General features: G+C 54.5%; 16 protein-coding genes and 1 pseudogene. 6 read left to right on the top strand and 11 right to left on the bottom strand.

Features of this window, described 5'->3' with window-relative positions; all coding sequences use genetic code 11:
• Positions 1 to 9 precede the first annotated feature (9 nt).
• From VG99_RS06430 to VG99_RS06405, 5 genes are all read right to left on the bottom strand, one after another.
• Positions 10 to 1,080: a heavy metal translocating P-type ATPase gene (locus VG99_RS06430; RefSeq protein WP_052508716.1), complete on the bottom strand. Its 1,071-nt coding sequence runs from the start codon at positions 1,078 to 1,080 to the stop codon at positions 10 to 12.
• Positions 1,081 to 1,096: 16 nt separating this feature from the next.
• Complete coding sequence (locus VG99_RS06425; RefSeq protein WP_044498923.1) at positions 1,097 to 4,324, bottom strand: efflux RND transporter permease subunit; 3,228 nt, start codon at positions 4,322 to 4,324, stop codon at positions 1,097 to 1,099.
• A 10-nt stretch (positions 4,325 to 4,334) separates the two neighbouring features.
• Positions 4,335 to 5,552, bottom strand: coding sequence for an efflux RND transporter periplasmic adaptor subunit (locus VG99_RS06420; protein WP_044498922.1), 1,218 nt, complete (start codon positions 5,550 to 5,552; stop codon positions 4,335 to 4,337).
• On the bottom strand, positions 5,549 to 6,754 hold the full coding sequence (locus tag VG99_RS06415; protein WP_239419824.1) for a TolC family protein: 1,206 nt from the start codon (positions 6,752 to 6,754) through the stop codon (positions 5,549 to 5,551). The genes VG99_RS06420 and VG99_RS06415 overlap by 4 nt, the downstream gene beginning before the upstream one ends.
• Positions 6,755 to 7,325: 571 nt before the next feature.
• Complete coding sequence (locus VG99_RS06405) at positions 7,326 to 8,240, bottom strand: cation diffusion facilitator family transporter (protein WP_044498919.1); 915 nt, start codon at positions 8,238 to 8,240, stop codon at positions 7,326 to 7,328.
• Between the two features lie 377 nt (positions 8,241 to 8,617).
• Between VG99_RS06405 and VG99_RS15690 the strand changes: the two genes are divergently transcribed.
• Entirely contained in the window at positions 8,618 to 8,938 is a 321-nt protein-coding gene (locus VG99_RS15690) for a DUF2790 domain-containing protein (protein ID WP_076939733.1), read from the top strand.
• 86 nt (positions 8,939 to 9,024) lie between these two features.
• On the opposite strand, the gene VG99_RS16055 is transcribed toward VG99_RS15690, so the two are convergent.
• The gene (locus VG99_RS16055; RefSeq protein WP_158023886.1) at positions 9,025 to 9,255 is read right to left on the bottom strand and encodes a hypothetical protein; all 231 of its coding nucleotides are present in this window, start codon (positions 9,253 to 9,255) and stop codon (positions 9,025 to 9,027) included.
• A 288-nt stretch (positions 9,256 to 9,543) separates the two neighbouring features.
• Positions 9,544 to 9,951, bottom strand: coding sequence for a Cd(II)/Pb(II)-responsive transcriptional regulator (gene cadR / locus VG99_RS15685; protein ID WP_076939732.1), 408 nt, complete (start codon positions 9,949 to 9,951; stop codon positions 9,544 to 9,546).
• 96 nt (positions 9,952 to 10,047) lie between these two features.
• Between cadR and VG99_RS06400 the strand changes: the two genes are divergently transcribed.
• Positions 10,048 to 10,944: a cation efflux transmembrane domain-containing protein gene (locus VG99_RS06400; protein ID WP_044498918.1), complete on the top strand. Its 897-nt coding sequence runs from the start codon at positions 10,048 to 10,050 to the stop codon at positions 10,942 to 10,944.
• Positions 10,945 to 11,612: 668 nt separating this feature from the next.
• Here the strand turns inward: VG99_RS06400 and VG99_RS06395 are convergent.
• Genes VG99_RS06395 through VG99_RS06385 form a run of 3 tightly spaced genes read right to left on the bottom strand, consistent with a single transcriptional unit; the run spans position 11,613 to position 13,193 of the window.
• On the bottom strand, positions 11,613 to 12,074 hold the full coding sequence (locus tag VG99_RS06395) for a methyltransferase family protein (protein ID WP_044498916.1): 462 nt from the start codon (positions 12,072 to 12,074) through the stop codon (positions 11,613 to 11,615).
• 4 nt (positions 12,075 to 12,078) lie between these two features.
• Positions 12,079 to 12,762: a DsbA family protein gene (locus tag VG99_RS06390; RefSeq protein WP_044498915.1), complete on the bottom strand. Its 684-nt coding sequence runs from the start codon at positions 12,760 to 12,762 to the stop codon at positions 12,079 to 12,081.
• A complete protein-coding gene (locus VG99_RS06385) occupies positions 12,759 to 13,193 on the bottom strand; it encodes a disulfide bond formation protein B (RefSeq protein WP_044501483.1) in 435 nt (144 codons plus the stop codon). The genes VG99_RS06390 and VG99_RS06385 overlap by 4 nt, the downstream gene beginning before the upstream one ends.
• 593 nt (positions 13,194 to 13,786) lie before the next feature.
• Between VG99_RS06385 and VG99_RS06380 the strand changes: the two are divergent.
• The 3 genes and pseudogenes from VG99_RS06380 to VG99_RS16300 form a co-directional block, all read left to right on the top strand.
• A pseudogene (locus VG99_RS06380) lies at positions 13,787 to 14,179 on the top strand (STY4534 family ICE replication protein); the annotation flags it as partial.
• A gap of 166 nt (positions 14,180 to 14,345) precedes the next feature.
• Positions 14,346 to 14,834 carry a JAB domain-containing protein gene (locus tag VG99_RS06375; RefSeq protein WP_044498912.1) on the top strand — a complete coding sequence of 163 codons (489 nt, stop codon included), beginning with the start codon at positions 14,346 to 14,348 and terminating at the stop codon, positions 14,832 to 14,834.
• Between the two features lie 158 nt (positions 14,835 to 14,992).
• Positions 14,993 to 15,664, top strand: a complete 672-nt coding sequence (locus VG99_RS16300; protein WP_052508715.1) for a hypothetical protein — start codon at positions 14,993 to 14,995, stop codon at positions 15,662 to 15,664.
• Between the two features lie 90 nt (positions 15,665 to 15,754).
• On the opposite strand, the gene VG99_RS06365 is transcribed toward VG99_RS16300, so the two are convergent.
• Complete coding sequence (locus VG99_RS06365; protein ID WP_044498910.1) at positions 15,755 to 15,970, bottom strand: hypothetical protein; 216 nt, start codon at positions 15,968 to 15,970, stop codon at positions 15,755 to 15,757.
• 367 nt (positions 15,971 to 16,337) lie between these two features.
• On the opposite strand from VG99_RS06365, the gene mobH reads away from it, so the two are divergent.
• A complete protein-coding gene (gene mobH, locus VG99_RS06360) occupies positions 16,338 to 18,053 on the top strand; it encodes a MobH family relaxase (protein WP_052508714.1) in 1,716 nt (571 codons plus the stop codon).
• Positions 18,054 to 18,245: the final 192 nt, after the last annotated feature.

Raw genomic sequence — 18,245 nt, 5'->3', positions numbered from 1 at the left:
AGACGACGATCAAGGTAGAACCTTCGTGTATCGCAACTGCTGGCCCAATGGTAATTGCTCGTTGGGACGGACGAGTACGGCGTCACCAATGACCAGCTCTTCAACCGGTACCTGGTGGGCTCTGCCGTCCCGACGCACTGTTGCGCGCTTCGGTGCGAGCTCTGCTAGTGCCTCAATGGCCCGTTTCGCACGGCCCATGGCGTAGTGCTCGAGCGCGTGACCGAGGCTGAACAGGAATAGTAATAATGCCCCTTCAGCCCAGGCACCCAATGCAGCAGCGCCAGCCGCTGCCACCAGCATCAGCGTGTCGATCTCGAATTTCTTGAGTCGCAGGTTATCCAGCGCCTCGCGCACAGTGAAGAAGCAGCCAAAGAAGTAAGCGCTGATATAACAGGTTACCGGTAACCACGGCGGCGTGCCGAACACCAGCTTTTCCATGGCGAATCCAAGCACCAACAAAACGCCACTGGTGAGGGCAAAGATCAGTTCGCTGTTCGACCCGAAAATACCGCCGTGGCCGTGATGATGCTTGCCGCGATGCTTGTGACCCTCCTCTTGATCGTGCGGCTGCGCCCCTTCGCCCCGAGCCGCCGGGGCGTCAATATCGGTGGGTTTCACGCCTAGGTCTTTCAGCAGCTCCAGGATCGCCTGTTCCGAGTATTGTTCACGGTCATACTCAACACGGATCCTGCCGACTGCGCTCACATCCGCTTCTAATACACCTATTAGAGCGCGCAGCTGATCGGCTATCGTCTGTGCACGGCGCTGATGGGTGATACCTTCTACTTCCCACAGTCCATGACCAAAACGCTCCGTGACCTGCGCACCGGCCGCCGTCACAAATTCACGGATGCGCGCCAAATTCAGCGCATCCGGATCGTAATGGACACACAGCTGGCTTGTCCCATCGTCTTGCGTATAGAGGTAAACCCTTTTCACCCCCGGCTGACCGCGTAACGCAGCGACCAGCCGTTCCACGCAGGCGTCGGCAACATCCGGAACATTCGGCAGCAAAATAGGCAGATCGATGCGCAGCGGCGTGCCGGGAGCCATCGTTTGCTCATTGCCATAGGCTTGCATGTACTTGCTCCTCAGTCTAATCAGTGGGCGCGGGTTCCAGCCGGGGCTTGGTGATGCGCGCGGCAAAGGTGGGTAGCACCAACAACGTGAGGATTGTTGCCGTCAGCAGGCCGCCAATGACCACGGTCGCCAGCGGCTTTTGTACTTCTGCTCCCGCTCCACTGGCAATGGCCATCGGGATAAAGCCCACGATGGCGACCAGAGCAGTTGTAAACACTGCTCGTAGGCGACTCGCGGCACCAACAGCTGCTGCCTCCAAGCTGGAAAGGCCAGTATCCAGGCGTTCGCGGATTGCCTGCATGAGGACCAAGCCGTTGAGTGTTGCCACCCCCGAAACGGCGATGAAGCCGACCGCTGCCGACACCGAGAACGGCATGTCCCGTACCAGCAACGAAAGCGCGCCGCCCACTAATGCCAGCGGTACGCAGGCGAACACCAATGCGGCTTCGCGTACGGTGCCGAGCGCCATGTACAACAGACTCCAGATCACCAGAAATACCACCGGAATCACGAGCATTAGCCGGGCTTCGGCGCGTTGAAGGTTTTCGAACTGGCCGCCCCAATCGAGATAGACTCCGGCCGGTAATGAGACATCCGCCACTGCCTCCTGGGCCTCAGCGACGAAACCGCCAAGATCGCGGCCGCGTACGTTGGCCTGCACAACAATTCGGCGGCTACCGTTATTGCGGCTGATCTGGTTGGGGCCTTCGCTAACTTCAATGCGAGCGACGGATGAAAGGGGAGCGACCGTACCGTCCGCACTGATGACGGGCAGAGCAGCTAATTGAGCCGGGTCGTTGCGTGTCGCTTCGTCGAAGCGAACTATGACATCGAAACGGCGATCGCCTTCGAATATCTGACCCGCTGCGGTGCCGCCGATGCCGGTGGCCAATGCCTCACTGACGTCTGCCGCAGTCAATCCGTAATGCGCCGCAGCAGTATGGTCTATGCGTACGGTTAGTGTCGGCAAACCAGATACCTGCTCAACGCGCACGTCCGCTGCGCCGTCCACGTTACGCAGTTGTTGCGAAATCTGATTGGCCACGCCCTCCAGAATACCGAAATCATCGCCATACACCATTACCGCCAGATCCGTACGTACACCCGAGATCAGCTCGTTAAAGCGCAGTTCGATGGGCTGGCTGAACTCAAAAGCATTGCCGATCTGATTGCTGACCACCGACTCAAGCCGGCTGATCAGAGCGTCTTTTGCGAGAGACGGATCCGGCCACTCAGACTTCGGTTTGAGTACAATCACACTGTCACTGATGTTGACCGGCATAGGGTCAAGGGCTGCTTCTGCAGTTCCTGTTCGCGAGAAAATGGTTTCGATCTCGGGCTCATTCGTGATCGCCTTCTCCAACGCAAGCTGCATCGCGAGAGATTGCTCCAGCGATGCAGAAGGTACCCGTAATGCCTGTAGTGCCAGGTTGCCTTCATCAAGGGTCGGTACGAATTCCCGTCCCAGCGACATGAACGCGGTAGAACCGATCGCCAGCATGACGGCCGCGCCTGCGAGGACGGTGCGTGGCCGCCGCACCGCAGCGCGGATGATAGGCTCTACTTTGCTCCGAACGTAGCGGATGATTCGCGTCTCGTGTTCGCCGTCGTACCCCGCATCACCTTCGTGCGATACATTGACCTTGGGTTCACGGACAAATAGCGCTGCCATTGCTGGCACGAAGGTAAAGGAGAAGATAAAGGCACCGGCCAAGGCGAGCATGAAGGTTGCGGCCATAGGCTGGAACGTCTTGCCTTCCACCCCTTCAAGGGTGAGCAGCGGTACAAACACCAACAGAATGATGAGCTGACCGAATGCGGCAGGCCGCACCATTTTGCGCGTCGCTTGGATCGCCACTCCCATGCGTTCGCTGGCCGAAAGCGAACGACCCAGTTCCGCCCGCTTTTGCCCAAGCATGAGCAATGTCGCTTCTACCACGATCACCGCGCCATCGACCAGCAAGCCGAAATCGAGTGCGCCCAGGCTCATCAGGTTCCCGCTGATGCCGAAGCGATTCATCCCAATCACCGCAAACAGGAAGGACAACGGTATAACCAGTGCAGTGATCGCAGCGGCGCGGATGTTGCCCAACAGCAGGAACAATACGACAACGACCAGCAGGGCACCTTCAGTCAGGTTCTTGGCCACTGTTTTAATCGTGGCGTTAACTAGCACACTGCGATCGAGCACCGGTTGGGCCACAATCCCTGGTGGTAGGGAGCGGCCGACCTCTGTCAGACGCTCAGCGGCAGCTTGTGCGACGGTGCGGCTGTTGCCCCCGGCGATCATCAATGCCGTACCGAGTACCGCTTCATGACCGTCTCGGGTCGCAGCGCCTAGCCGCGGTGCCTGGCCTAAGCCAACATCTGCCACATCAGCAACGCGGATCACCATGCCGTTGCGGTTGGCGACCGGAGCCCGCGCCAGATCATCAACGGTTTGCGCCAGAGCATCGGCTCGGACGATGAGGCCGTCGCCGGCACGTTGTATGAAGCCTGCACCAGCCTGCACGTTCGAACGTTTCAGCCCCTGCACCAAGTCATTCAAGCTCAGGCCATAAGCGGCCAAGCGGTCGGCATCAGGCCTGATCGCATATTCCTTAACATAACCGCCAATCGTGTCGACGCCCGCGAGTCCCGGCGTAGACCGCATTTGTGGCGCGACGATCCAGTCCTGTACAGTACGCAAATACGTGGCACGTTCCTGGGGGGTTGTCAGCCGATCGCCTTCCGGTGTCAGATAGCTTTCATCAGTTTGCCAGCCAGGCGTACTGGACGTGCTCGCGGTTTCTGGATCGAACGGTATGAAATCCACCGTCCACATTAGCACCTCACCCAGCCCGGTGGTGACGGGCGACATCATCGGCGTGACCTCCTCGGGGAGTTCCTCCTGCACCTCACGCATCCTTTCGGCGACTTGCTGACGCGCGAAATAGATATCAGTCTGGTCGGTAAAGATGGCTGTTACCTGTGAGAAGCCATTACGCGACAGGGAGCGTGTGCTAGTCAGGCCGGGGATACCGGCGAGCGCGGTTTCGAGCGGATAGGTGACTTGGCGCTCGATCTGATCTGGTGCCAATGCAGGCGCTACGGTGTTGATTTGTACCTGTCTATTGGTGATATCAGGCACCGCGTCGATCGGCAACTGGCTAAGCTGGAAAAGGCCATAGGTACAGATGAGTGCCGCGATGAACACCACCGCCCAGCGGAAGCGAACCGCTGTTTCGATAATCAACTTGAACATGATGGTGTCCTCAGTGAACGTGCTCGGCTTCGCCTTTGGCGAGTTCGGCTTTTAGCAAGAAGGCATTAGTGCCGGCAATGCGCTCATTACCCGATAGTCCCTTGAGGATTTCGATCTGACCGCCAGCGCGACGCCCGGCAAGTACCGGTGTGGCACGGAAATCCTCTTCGGTAAACACGAACACCACAGATTGACCATCCACCATTTGAACTGCGTCGGCTGGCACTGTCAGGCCGCCATCCTGCTGGTTGGTAATGATGCTCCCAGACACGGGCGAGCCAATAGGCGGTAGCTTTCCAGCGGTCGGAGTGGCACGTACAAGTGCAGCACCACTGCGCTCGCTGGCATCAAGAGCGACTCCCACCACCACCGCTTCCACACTCCCAGCAGGGCTAGTGACGCGCATGCGGGCACCTGGCGCGACTTGTGCGGCGAAGGCTGCCGGCATGGAGAAGGCTAATTCTGTTCTAGCTGGGTCGGACACTTCTGCGACAATGCCACCGGATGACATAAAACCACCGGGCGTGACTTCGACAGCACCGACCGTACCTGCCAGCGGGCTGGTGATCGCAATGCGCCCTTGGGCGTCCGGTGAACCGACAGCCTCCATCTGTGCCCGGGCGGCGCGTGCGGCCGCATCAGCAGCCAGCGACTTGGCACGGGAGGCCTCCAGCTCTTGACGGGCAACTACGCCTTGTTCAACCAGCTTCAGGTCGCGCTGGTAGATGAGACGTGCAGCTTCCGCTGCTGCAATAGCAGTGTCGGTGTCTGCATAGAGTGTTGCAGCCTCACCGCTGACGAGTATGGCGAGAGCCTGACCTGCTTCAACCGTGTTGCCGGGGGCAACATTTACCTGCACGACACGACCGCTTACCGGTGCGGCGATGGCTGCCTTGGCATCTATAGCTGAGATGACTCGTCCGGTCAGCCTGGTTTCGTGGCCACCGCCACGGCCCACCATGACAATGGATATATTGGAGGCCTCTATCTGTCGAGAGGTCAGGCTAACGACACCCTCGTCTTCATGTTCGGCGCCACTCTCGCTGCCATGATCGTCATTATCATCGTGAGCGGGGCCGTTATCCTCGTGATCATGATTCGCATCTTCAGCAGTGCTGTGAACGAGAGCCTGAGCTGGCCAGTCCACGAGGTTGGCCAAGCCAAATCCCACGAGTACCGCTACAAACAAGGCGATGATAGAGAAACGGCGATTTCTTACATTAATCATGGTGCTTCCCCAAAAGGTACGCGCCCTTCCAGGCGCGCCAGGTCAATTTCTGCGCGGACGCGCGCGAGGCGGGCATCTACAGCTGCGTAACGGGCGTCAATTAATGCTGTACGGATGCTGCGCAATTCCAACTGCGAGATACGTCCCGCGTCGTAACCGATACGTGCCAGGCGATAGGCTTCCGTAGCCGCCGCCACGCCACTATCAGCAGCGTGCGTTCTACTATTGGAGGCGCCGAGGCTGGCTTGGGCCGCCCGGTGGGCCGCCAGGACTTCCGACCTGCTATAGGCGAGTCTCGCCTCGGCGGCCCGCTGCTGAGCTTGTGCTGCGCTAATAGCACCCTTGTTACGGTCAAATATTGGAATTGATAGACTGACCCCAAACATGAAAGCCTTATCACTGGTCTCACCGAATCGTTGCATGCCAAGCGATGCTGTGACGTCCGGACGAGCACGGCGCTGCTCTACGGTGACAAGGCCCTCAGCAGCGTCCAGCTCAGCTTCCGCGACCCTCACTGCCATTGGCACAGTTGAAAATGCATCAGGCTCTTCGGGTACGCGGTCGAGCAGGCTGTAACTGATCGAGCTGGCTGGTTCGTCCAATGACGCCAGTGCGGTAAGTTGAGCCAAGGCGGCGTCACGGTTTGCCCGGGCCTCGTCCAATATCGCCTGTGCAGCGGCCACCTCGCTGTTTGCTTGAAGAGCGCGCAACGTGGGTTCCCGGCCTTGATCCACGAGCGCTTGCGCCGCTCGCAATTCGTCCTGTGTCAAAGATAATGCCTCACCCGCCAGCTTGTGGCGCAAGGCGGCAGCTTCTGCCTCAGCATAGGCGATGGCCAGGCGGCCAGCTGTCATCCAGCGTGTCTGGTCTCGACGTAGCCCAGCTGCTTCCGCTTCGGCCTGCGCCGCACGGATACGCGCTCCGCGTTGTCCCCAGAGTTCCAGCGGCTGGCTGATAGATATCGTGGAATCCGCGCTACCGTAACCGGAGTAAGGACCGCTGCCATAGGCATTTTCTGCCTCCAGCGTTATAGAGGGGTTGGGTAAGGCTCGTGCCTGCCGCGCCTGAGCTTCTGCAGCGTCGTACAGAGCTTCGGCTTCGAGCGTGGCAGGTGACAGACCGAGTTGGTCGATCAGAACTTCATAAGATGGTGCCGGGGCAGCCAGTATCGATGGTGTCGATATTAATGAGGCGGCCACCATGGTACACCCGATCGCGCGTAGCGATCGGTTAGGTAGCATAGGCATGCAAAACTCCCAAAGCGATAGTTGACAAAGCACCTGCGGAAGCAGGTATAGAAGCTCGTCAAGCTTTGGGGGGGCGTATTAATCCGTCGGGGGTATGAGAGGGAGCTTTATTGAAACCCATCAAGTCATATCTTACGCGGTCGACCGGCGCTGTGCCTGAGGCACGTGCGGAGACATGTGATGTTGTATGATGGCAATGGCCATGATCGCAATGGCCATCCACGAAAGCAAAAGAACTTCCTTTTTCTTGTGCCTGATGATCAGGCTGTTTACCCCCATCGGCAGCGATGGGGACATCAACCGTCCCAACCTCTATCATACAAGCAGCAGCATCAACAAGAGGTATGATCGCGAATGCTCCCAGAAGCAACGCGACGATCATTAGCCTATGTAGATGGGAAAATCTGTTCATGATCGGGAGGCTATCAGAGATGCAAACATCGCGCAATATACCTGGCTAGTGAAAATCTGTAACCGCAAAAAACTTAGTCAGTGTAATCCACCCCTACCTTATCTGGGTTGCAGCCTAGCTTTGGTTGCGATGACTGTCGGTCTCCCTAGTATCTATACATACATTGCTGTCCAGCTCCATTTCAAGTGTCGAGTGGTCAACTTTGAATTGCTCATGAAGCACACGTTTTAATTCAGCCTTCAGCCGCTCGATGTCGGGCAAATCAACCGTCCTTATGACAACATGGGCTTCCAAGGCAATAGTATGTTCGGCGATTTCCCAAACATGTACATGATGGACGCTCTCAACGCCGCTCATATCCTCCATGACATAGATGATATCAGGAATGGACACTCCTTCCGGCACCCCCTCCATTAGTAGATGAATGGTTTTGGGTAGCATACTAAACCCCTGCCACAACACGTATCCAGCAATGATTAATGTCAGTACAGTATCCGCCCAGTACCAGCCATACAGAAGGATCAATGTCCCAGCTATAACAACACCAACGGAGGCTAATGCATCCGAAACATTATGCAAGAACGCCGCCTTTATATTCATGCTGTTCTTAGACATCGTGTAGGTTAGGCTGGCTGTGACGACATCTACAATCAAGGCTATTCCCGCCACCACGACCACTGTCCACCCCTCAATCGGTTGGGGAGAAAAAAATCGACCTATAGCCTCGTAAATAAGGTAGAGACCGATGATAATCAGTGTGACCAAGTTGATCAAAGCCGCTATGGTTTCACTACGTCGATAGCCAAAGGTTTTAAACGCATCTGGTGGTCTGCGGCCGATCTTACGTGCGATGAGCGCTATTACCAGCGATGCGGCATCACTCAAATTATGTAGCGCGTCAGCTATGAGTGATAGGCTACCAGAGAGCACTCCGCCTACGACTTGTGCGAATGTCAGTACGATGTTGACACCAATAGCAGCAACCAGACGCTTATCGCCTAAGGTTTCGGGGTTATGGTTATGGCTCATTTTTCTTAACCGCTCCTAGAAAAAACCAACGTAAGGCCAAAGGATAGATCCGAACGACCCAAGGGCAATAGCGTCAACGCCGTTTGACCAGGTAACAATTTGCCGTCACTCCACTGATCACAATACGACCAATGCTGTGCGAATTCGTGCCGTCACTGACGTCAACATACCGATAACTGGACGATCCCGCGAGACGCCTCGCCATGTAGGTAAGCTATTAATTGTTATGCCACCTGACAAATTTTGCAATCTCTGTACGGTGCTTTTTGTTAAGCCAAAGCGGCGCCAAAACTGCCTGTCAGTTTTGTAATTTCTCAGTCATCTTCAGGACAGCTTAAATCGGTATTCTATTGGAAATACACTTATGGGGGCGAGGCATGATTAAAGCTTCAATAGCGGCTTTACTTTTTGTTTTTACACTAACGGCGCAAGCCACGTCATTCTACACTGATAACCGAATTCTCCTGGAAGAACATGAGCGCTTTGTAGAGTCTTATGCCGAAAAAACAGGACAAAAAGTCCCTACAGTAAAAGATTATGAATACGGAATGAAGCTTGATATCGCAAACACGATTCGAGTTTCAAGAGACCCAAAGAGTTGCGGTGTTTTCAAAAGAATGTCGACATTTGAAAATTCAAAAGGGGAGTTGGAAACCATAAGGTATTCCATGCTATCAAGATGCCCAGGTGAAAATTAGGGCAGCTGCAAGAACTAGAACAAATTGAAATGCCAGGCATTTCCTGGCATTTCACCCTCGCTTATGTCAGAAAATAACAGCAAGCGTTAACCATTATCCCTGGATCCATCAGAAACTTTTTCTTTCTCTTGATCGCTTTCGGTTACTTGGGCCGCTGACGCCCGTTCAGCTCGCAAGCGCTCTTGATTGGACTTAAAGTCCTCATGGAACGCTCTCATACGATCAAGACCACCATTTGCTTGCTCGTTAACTGCGTAAACTGGACTCAAAAAGCCCATCAGCATCCCTACAGCTAATAGACGTATAATAATGGTCATCGGAAGCCTCACTTAGTCGAGTGTTGATGATGAAATTTCTTCTTTAGTTTAAACGGCTTCCGATAACGCAAGGATGAGCAGAATATTACAATTCTGTAATCTTGCAGCTAGCCATGGCGTGCGCTGACCAAGCCCATACAGCACCGCAGTTTCGGTGATATTTTGATTTATTTCAGCGCCGTAAATTTACGCTGCAACAAAGCCTTGGGGCTATGCCGGCGCTTGGCCATGAGCAGATGAGACTTTGTCCTGGAATTCAGGCCTCAGTTTCGGGGTTTAGGGCTTTACCTACTGTTGGTACATGCTTCCCTCTCGAATTCCAGCAAGAACACCACATCGCTCGACTTCTCGGTCATCATTACAACCCGCTCTCAGTGAAACGAGCTGCTTCTCAACCGCTTGCAGAGCTGCTATCTGTGATCGCACATGAGAGATGTGCTCATCGAGCAAGGCGTTGACGGCTGAACAAGGTTGATGAGGATCATCCTGATAACTCTGTAGCTCTGAAGTCTCGGCAAGTGAGAGATCAAGGATTCTGCAGCGACGGATAAAGGCCAGCCGCTTACCATGTTCTTCGGTATAGACACGATAACCGTTTTTTTGCCGATCAGGAGGCGGTAACAAGCCCTGCTGTTCATAGAAGCGGATCGTCTGCGTATCGATCCCTACTAACCGTGCCAATTGACCAATGCGCATGAGGCTCCTCCCTTAGCTAATCCTCTGTCCGGTTGACCTTATAGCTACTATATAGTTTTAAATAGTATCACCTTACCGTTGGAGAGAAACCTTATCATGAGCAAATCCTGTGTCGGCCCCTGTGGCTGCGATGCAACGCCCTCAGCGGGTAACGAAAAGCTAGACTCCTCCGAAGCATTGGGAAAATGGATCAGTGTTTATGCCGTGCCGAAGATGGACTGCCCATCAGAAGAACGAATGATCCGCCTGGCACTGAACGGCTTCGAGGAAATTCAGGCGTTGTCCTTCGATTTACCAAACCGCCGGCTTAAGGTCGTGCATTGCGGCGAGGCTGAACCTATTACGGCGAAGCTAGTGACCTTGGGGTTGGGTGCGTCTCTTCAGGAAACCGTCATTGCCGACCAAGATACGATAAATGCAGCTGAAGTTTCAGCGGCCTCTGCTTCGCAGGAATCCGGCACCCTACGCATATTGCTCGGCATCAATGCGTTTATGTTCGTTGTGGAGATGGCTGCTGGCTTGATCGCCCAGTCTACCGGATTGATCGCTGATTCCTTGGATATGTTTGCCGATGCAGCCGTCTATGGCCTTGCTCTTTATGCCGTAGGTCATGGTGTAAAAATGCAGGTACGCGCCGCGCATCTAGCAGGTTGGCTGCAGCTAATTCTAGCTATAGGCGTACTTGTGGAAGTGGGACGACGTTTTGTGTTTGGTAGCGAGCCAGAATCGGGAATGATGATGGCAACAGCCTTCGTCGCTTTGATCGCTAATATAGGTTGCCTGTTGTTGATATCCAAGCACCGCGAGGGGGGGGCACACATGAAGGCAAGCTGGATATTTTCAGCTAATGATGTAGTGATCAATATGGGGGTTATCATTGCCGGCGCTTTGGTTGCCTGGACAGGATCCAGTTATCCAGATTTGGTTATCGGTACAATTGTGGTCCTGATCGTGATCAATGGCGCTCGGCGCATTCTGGCGCTCAAAGGTTAAAATACTCGCGACCTCCTTGATCGAGTCTATGCATAACTAAAGCTTTCGGGGCAGTGAATGATCTAGAATTTAGCAGATTCCCCAGAAAATCGGTGCTAACCGTTCTATCGCAAAATTCTTTGTGGCCGACCGGCAAGAGCTGATTGCGTATCTGTTCACAGTGAGCAAAAAGGAATTCAGTATCGCTGCAGCGTTTGTGACAGCGTCTGGCTTACCCTCGGAAATTGCTGTACCAGCCGCGTTCTTTGCCGTCATTCAGATGATTACATCGCCGATTGCCGCAAAGATACTTGCCTCGAAAACCTCTACCGTCGCAGCCGCCCCACATTGAGGCTATCAATAAATTCTTCTAGCCGGCTGGAGTAAGGTTTTGGCAGTTTCCCCTTTCCACGGCTCCTACGCACTGGGATTGGAAAATACCGTACTTTGAGTGCTAGCTGCCTGGCATGAAGGCAGCTCTTAGCCTCTGGCGGTCTGCAACGATAACGACTACAAAGGTGGTCCAGATACCGGCCTTGAAATGCCTCTTCCGGGTGCAGGCTTATCTCGACTGGATCAGTGCCACGGGATTGCCCGCGGCACAGTGTTCTGTCGCCTGGATCGCAGGGGGACTTTCGGCAGGCTGACGCGATGAGCAAGTCCCCGCAAGTCGCTACCGGCGCCAACGCTCAGATCCAGCGGCGCACTCGTACACGGTAGCGAACAAATGATTCGCCGAACAGCGCTTCCAGGGCCCGCTCTTCTGGTGCGATCTGGAAACGATTCATGTACAACACAAAGACAACGACGCCCAGCAGGGCGAGAGGCGAGACCAGAATCAACGCCCAAGCCGTCAGTATGATGGCGAAACCCAAGTACATGGGGTTGCGGCTATACCGGTAGATGCCAGCCTCTACCAATTCTGAAGCCTGCTGTGGCTGCAATGGATTAACCGTAGTGCACGCGCGGCGAAACGATAGCACACCGAAGAGACACACGCCGAGCCCCAGGAACAGTACCGACAAAGCGAAAGTCAGGCGCGCGGTCCATGCCAGCTCAATGTCTGGTAACTTGGAGGCCGCCAAACTCATCAGCAGAGCAATCAGGCCCACCACCAGCAGCGGTGGTACGCGGTTCTCCAGCGCGCTCATAGTGTCATTCCCGTGCCTTGGCTGTTTCGCTGCTCACCAACCGGCGCAGCGGCTCGGGGCCGAACTCGCTGAGCGCACGACCATTGACAAAAAAGGTCGGGGTGCCACGAATCCCAACAGCCATGACGTCCTGCATATCCGTTTCCAGCACGGCGTTGACGCCAGGTGCGTGCATATCCTGGCGGGCCTGCTCGAGGTTCAGGCCGACGCGCTCGGCAGCAGCCCATGCCTGCGCCACCTTGGGATCGTCGTGCCAACCGGGCTGGGCCTCCAACACAGCCTCCAGCACCTGTTCATGGAGGTTTTGCTTGCGCGCCGCCTCAAGCATCCGCGCTACTTCTTCCGAGCCCGGATGGAACAGCACATAGCGCAATACCAAACGTACATCTTCCGGATTCTCAGCGAGAATCTGCTTCACATAAGGATGGAAGGCGCGACATGCCTCGCAGGAAGGATCGAAGAACTCCACGATGGTTACTGGTGCCTGCACCGGACCGAAGACCGGCGAGTGGGGGCGGACCAGTTGGCCGCCGCTCTGTTTGGGTTGTGTCGCGGTCTTTTGAGCTGTCGAACCGGGAGCCACGGACTGTTGAGGTGATTGTAACTGTGAGGAATAGAAGAATACGGCGGCAGCAAAGACGGCCAGGATCACGGCACTGATGATCAGGACCACGGAACGGCGATTCATAAAGTTGTTATCCGACGGATGAGAATGAGCAGAATGGCTATCAGGATAAAGGAGAAAAGAGCGAGTGCGGGCAGTGGCACTACGCCGAAGAGTGTCATCCCGGCGCCCGAGCAGGATGGGCCGGTGGCTGTGCAAGGCTGGATCGGCTGTGGAGTGAGCCCTGCATAGAGTAGCGTATGAAAAAATGCCAGCGCCGCACCGATAGTGGTCAGCGGTAGGGCATAACGCCAAATTGTGAAATCCGAGCGGTAGCAAGCTATGGCCAGAATCACTGCCAGCGGAAACATGAATGCACGCTGGAACCAGCACAGCACGCAAGGTGCTTGCCCCATCACCTCGCCAATGAATAGCGCGGACAGGGTCGATACCAGTGCAACCAGCCAAGTTAGCAGCAGCAGGCTCCAGGTCGCCCTCGAAGGTTGGGCATTCATTTCGGTGAGCTCTTGAAGATGACAAACACTTGCGGTAGATCCGCCACCCAGTTGATTCGGAACATCATACTTCCTCTTATCGGCAAGGCTCCTTAGAAGCATTGCAGGCTTCGCCCAACGGCACACCAAAGCGAAAAGCAACCAGAAACCCGCTGCGCAACCAGTCTCACCGCTGGGTTAAATCCGGTGTCAGCGCACAGTCCAGACTATGCATTGACAACGTTAAAATTGCTAGGCACATGCTGCGCATTGTCATCCGTCTGTAGTGATCAATTGATTCCGGACACGGATTTACCACGCCCTCATTAAGCAAATGACACTACGGGGGCAATCTTGACAAACCTTTAAAGGTCGACAATCATCATCACGTACCGCGTCGTCCACGCCCGGTAATCGTGGAACCCTTAGCGCTGCGAAGCGTCACCCTTTGAGCGGCTGCGCATTCTGAAAAGCCGCCAACATCCGTGCTGAATGCCCCTGCTAATCAGCTTCATCGCCTGACCTAAAACCGCTGTACCCACCTGCGGGGATGCTCTCCCTGCCGGGAAAAGCCGTCTCCGCTTTCCAGTACGTTTAGAAATCGGAGAATCGCCATGAGCGCTACTCAAACCTCAGAAACTAAGTACTTTGATCTTCATACCACTGGTATCGGCTATCTCAACCGCCTGCGGGAAGTGACTCCGCGTAAGGGAAAGCCTTTCATGGCTGTGACTGTCGCTGCTTTGAAGGGGGCAGCAGATGCTGTTGAGTACACCTATATCGACTGCAATGTAGTCGGTGAGGAGGCTGAGAAGCAGATCCGTCGTTGCCAGCAGGCAGTGGACGCAGAAATGAAGGTTCTGGTTGGTTTTCGGATCGGTGATATTTGGCCGGATATGTTTACCTACCAAAATGGCCCCAGACAGGGCCAGACCGGTGTTTCATTGAAAGGGCGCTTGCTTTACATCGGCTGGATCAAGATAAACGGCAAAATGGTTTACCAAGCCAAGCCCGTGATGGACACCGCGGAGCCTGAACAAGACGTAGCCTGAATACGAAGCACAGCCTGAACCAGCGGCATTCGTACGATTAAGTTACTCATACCCATCGGGGAGCAATCTCACTCCCGACGGGCGTGGTGATTCTCCCCTCATTTCTGTTTGGAGAATCGACATGCTTTCAAATCAATTGTTGGTGGAAAATCCGCAGGGACATTACGCCCCGGCAACCATGGATCAGTTATTCGAGGCTGCTCGGGACGCGATGCAGCAAAAGTTCCACCGCGGAACAGCCTTCACCACCCCCGGAGCCGTCAAAGACTACCTTTGGGTCCAGATGGTCAACTATGAGCATGAAGTATTCGTGGCCCTATTTCTCGATAATCAGCATCGCTTGATTGCTTGTATCGAACTATTCAGAGGCACGATTGATCAGGCTGTCGTGTATCCACGGGAGGTGGTCAAGGAAGCGTTGCGCGTTAACGCCGCCGCAGTGATCTTTTCTCACAACCACCCCAGTGGCTCGCCTTCTCCCAGTGAAGCCGATAAACGGCTGACTCATCGTTTGGTTCAGGCCATGGGATCTGTAGATATCCGCGTTCTGGATCACATCATCGTTGCCGGTACTGAAACAGCGTCGTTTGCCGAGCAAGGACTGATATGACCAAGGGTTGTTACATGGATCCACAATCAACGGATCTTCATTTGATCCGCTTTAAGCATAGGTGTGATTACAGCGCCATGGCGTCGTAGGGCATCTAGATCTAAACCCTGCCGGGGTTCCCGGTAAGGGACTCCGGCCACTTCATGAGGATTCATTTCATGGGATGGTTATTTTCATATCGCAATAGAATGGATTTGATTCAGGAGCTGCTGGCTCCTGACAGAAACTATATTCGTAACCGTAAGGTGCTGCAGCATGCTCTGGTGGGCAACGAGCTGTGGATGGTGGTGAGACTGAAGCTGAAGATTGCCGGGGTGGTGAACGACAACGCAGTCGGCGACGTCTACACCTACATAGTCTGCGAGCTGCTCGCGTGTGCGGATGGTCTGTGGGGTCACAAATCAATTCCGGAGAAAATGGGTCCGTTCTATTATGGATGCCCGCTTCATTTTCTCGATATTACTCCAGACGGTAATAATCTTGAGTGGCGCGCTAAGCTACGCGAGATCCATCGCCAGCGTGCCCCTGCGCATTCAGTGCAAGAGCGTGACACGGCTTTATTCCCTACTGGGAAAGTCGTCATAACGCGCGCTGTATATGAGCTTGTGTGTCGAGGTCTGGTTAATCCGTACCAGTACCTGCGGCGGCACGTGGCTGGGGATTGGGGAGATCTTTGTGACGAGGACAAAGCAACAAACCTGATGGCGTTAGATGAGCACGGTCAGTTGTTCTCCAGTTATGGGATTCCGGTAGAGGGGGCGTCCAAGCTATGGGTCATCACGGAAGGAGACCGCAGCGTAACGACCTTGTTGTTGCCTTCCGATTATTAGCGATCAGCGCATGCGAGGAAGACAGAAGCTTGATCTATTATTCGAAGTGGAATTAGAAATGGCCACCCGCAGGTGGCCAGTTTTTTTAAGCTATATCAATTGATCCAGGGATCCTCGCAGCCGGTAGCGCTGCGGAGGGTTATCGTTGAACTGCGCTTTGTACCATTGCTCCAGGCTGACGCCGCTCCGGCGCGCAAAAGCCGGCGACTCGTAGTCTGACCAGTCTCTGTTTTCAGCCAAGGGGTTATTGAATTGCTTTTTTGCTGCGTTGATTAAGCCGGAGATACCAAACAATAACGGGGTCATGTGAATACTCCTGAGTAACGCGGGACACACAAGCGTCGAGGCGGCTTGCGCTTGCCAAGCGGATGGGAATATGACGAGACCCTGCCCAGACGGGAAAGGCCCGTCTGGGTTGGTTTGAATAGCATTCAGCGCTACAGAGCGCCATCGACTTTTCAGAATGCGCAGTCGTTCAAAGGGGTAGCGCTTCTCAGCGTTGAGGTTTCCACGATCACCGGGCGTGGACAACGGTTGCACACAATAATTGGATTACTTTGAGTACCTGTCAAGCTGCTAAAGAAATACCAGAAATGGATATTTCATTTCTCCTGTGCCTGGCCAGAAGATTGCGCTGTAGTAACCCTGAACATAGGTGGATTACGGAGTGATCATGACAATGCAGGCTATCCTGAGGCGTCTTGGATTCGGGCTGGACGAAGACATTGAGGAGCTGACAGATCCTCAATGGTCGCGCCTGCAAACAGCTAATGATCTATTGGGCACCCCATACCGCCAGGGCTTGTTGCAGCTGTTGTATGAGATGAGCGCAACACCGAGAGCAACATTCAACACCTACGTCATGGCACCGATAGAACGTTACGCTGCACTTGTTCAGCTTTTACCTGCGTCTGAAGCTCATCATCATTCTTACCCGGGTGGAATGCTGGATCACGGGCTGGAGATCATGTGTTATGCCCTGCGGATCCGCCGGAAGCATTTATTGCCTGCGGGAGCCAGGCCAGAGGATCAGGTCTCGGTAGGCGAGCTGTGGAGCATGGGTATTCTGTACGCTGCACTACTGCATGACGTGTCAAAAGCGGCTGTGGATGTCGATATCCTGTTGCAGGATGGCTCGTTGTGGTGTTTGTGGAATGGTCCCATTCCAGGGACTTATCGCGTGCGCTACAAGTCAGGTCGTGATTACCACCTACATGCAGCAACCGGCGCTCTTTTTGCCCGTGACATTCTAGGCGGTGCGGTGCTGGATTGGTTGTATAGCGATGCCGTTTTGTTTGGACAGGTGATGTATTCGATCTCTGGCCATATGGAGCGGGCTGGCATTGTCGGCGAGATCGTCCATCAAGCAGATAAAAGCAGTGTCAGCAAGGCGATGGGCGGCGATCTGCGTCGGCTTGATGCAGCACCCAAACAATCTCTACAAAGGAAGTTGATCGATGCCCTACGTCATCTCGTGAAAAGTGAGCACTTGCCCTTGAATGGGACTAAAGGTTCCGCCGTTTTCTTGTCCGAAGATGCTGTTTGGTTTGTCACACCAACGGTGCCGCGTTCGCTTAAGACGTACCTATATGAACAGGGGATACCCGGCGTCCCGGCAGATGAAAGTCGTTTATACGATGAAATGCTCGCGCATGGCCTGGTATTGCCAAACCCTGAAGGATTGGCAGTGTGGTCTGGCTGCACTGTGAAAGTCGGTGAATGGAGTACCTCCAAACTGCATTTGCTCAAAGCAACTCCGTCGCTCATCTGGGCAGCGGGAGACGAGCGCCCGGAAGCTAAAGCTGTCGTGACGTCCCCAGACGTTGAGCAGAGCATGGATTCAAGCGATCCAGCGCTGGAGACAGGGGCAAGTATCGGCGATACGAGGAATCGGTTGATTTCCGATGAGCTTGGTGGGAATGTAATTCCCGCCGCTGATGCGTCGTTGCCGCTGGTTCCACAAGCAACGCACCAGCGGCTACATGGTGAAACTGAGAAGATCGGCGAAGTAGCTCACGACCAAGGGGATGAATTTATCTCTTGGGTAAGGGAAGGCATTCACTCCAAGAAACTCGGGGTTAACCACGCCAAGGCCGTTGTCCATGTTGTGGCCGGTTCATGGTTCCTGGTGAGCCCGAATATCTTCAAGAAATACTGTGTAGACCGTTACGGACACGATGGGGCATGGGAACAGGTTCAAATCCGGTTCCAAAAAAAGAAGTTACATGTCCGTTGTCCAGGTCCAGAAAAGCGAAATATCGTTTCTGTATCCGTCGCTGGCCCCAGCGGTAAGACCAGCACCCTCAAGGGAGTGCTGCTCAGTAAACCTGACATCCTGGGCGTTCCTCCTGCAAACAATATTTATCTCGAACTTCGAGAAGGAAATTGATGTGCACGGTTTAACGTTTGATGAGCTAATGACTGAGCTGTTCACGGAACGCTGGTCTTCTCTGAAAACACAGTCAGGCTATGCCATGTGCGTTCGTGTGATGAAGAGACACATAAAAACTGATTATCCGGCAGAGGTTACCAAGCAGCAGGTATTGGCTTGGCGGGCAGCGGTTGTAAAGCGCCCGGGGAG

This window comes from Pseudomonas saudimassiliensis (assembly GCF_000939975.1).
In the GTDB taxonomy this organism is placed as follows: domain Bacteria; phylum Pseudomonadota; class Gammaproteobacteria; order Pseudomonadales; family Pseudomonadaceae; genus Halopseudomonas; species Halopseudomonas saudimassiliensis.
This window is presented reverse-complemented; position numbering and strand designations above follow the sequence as displayed.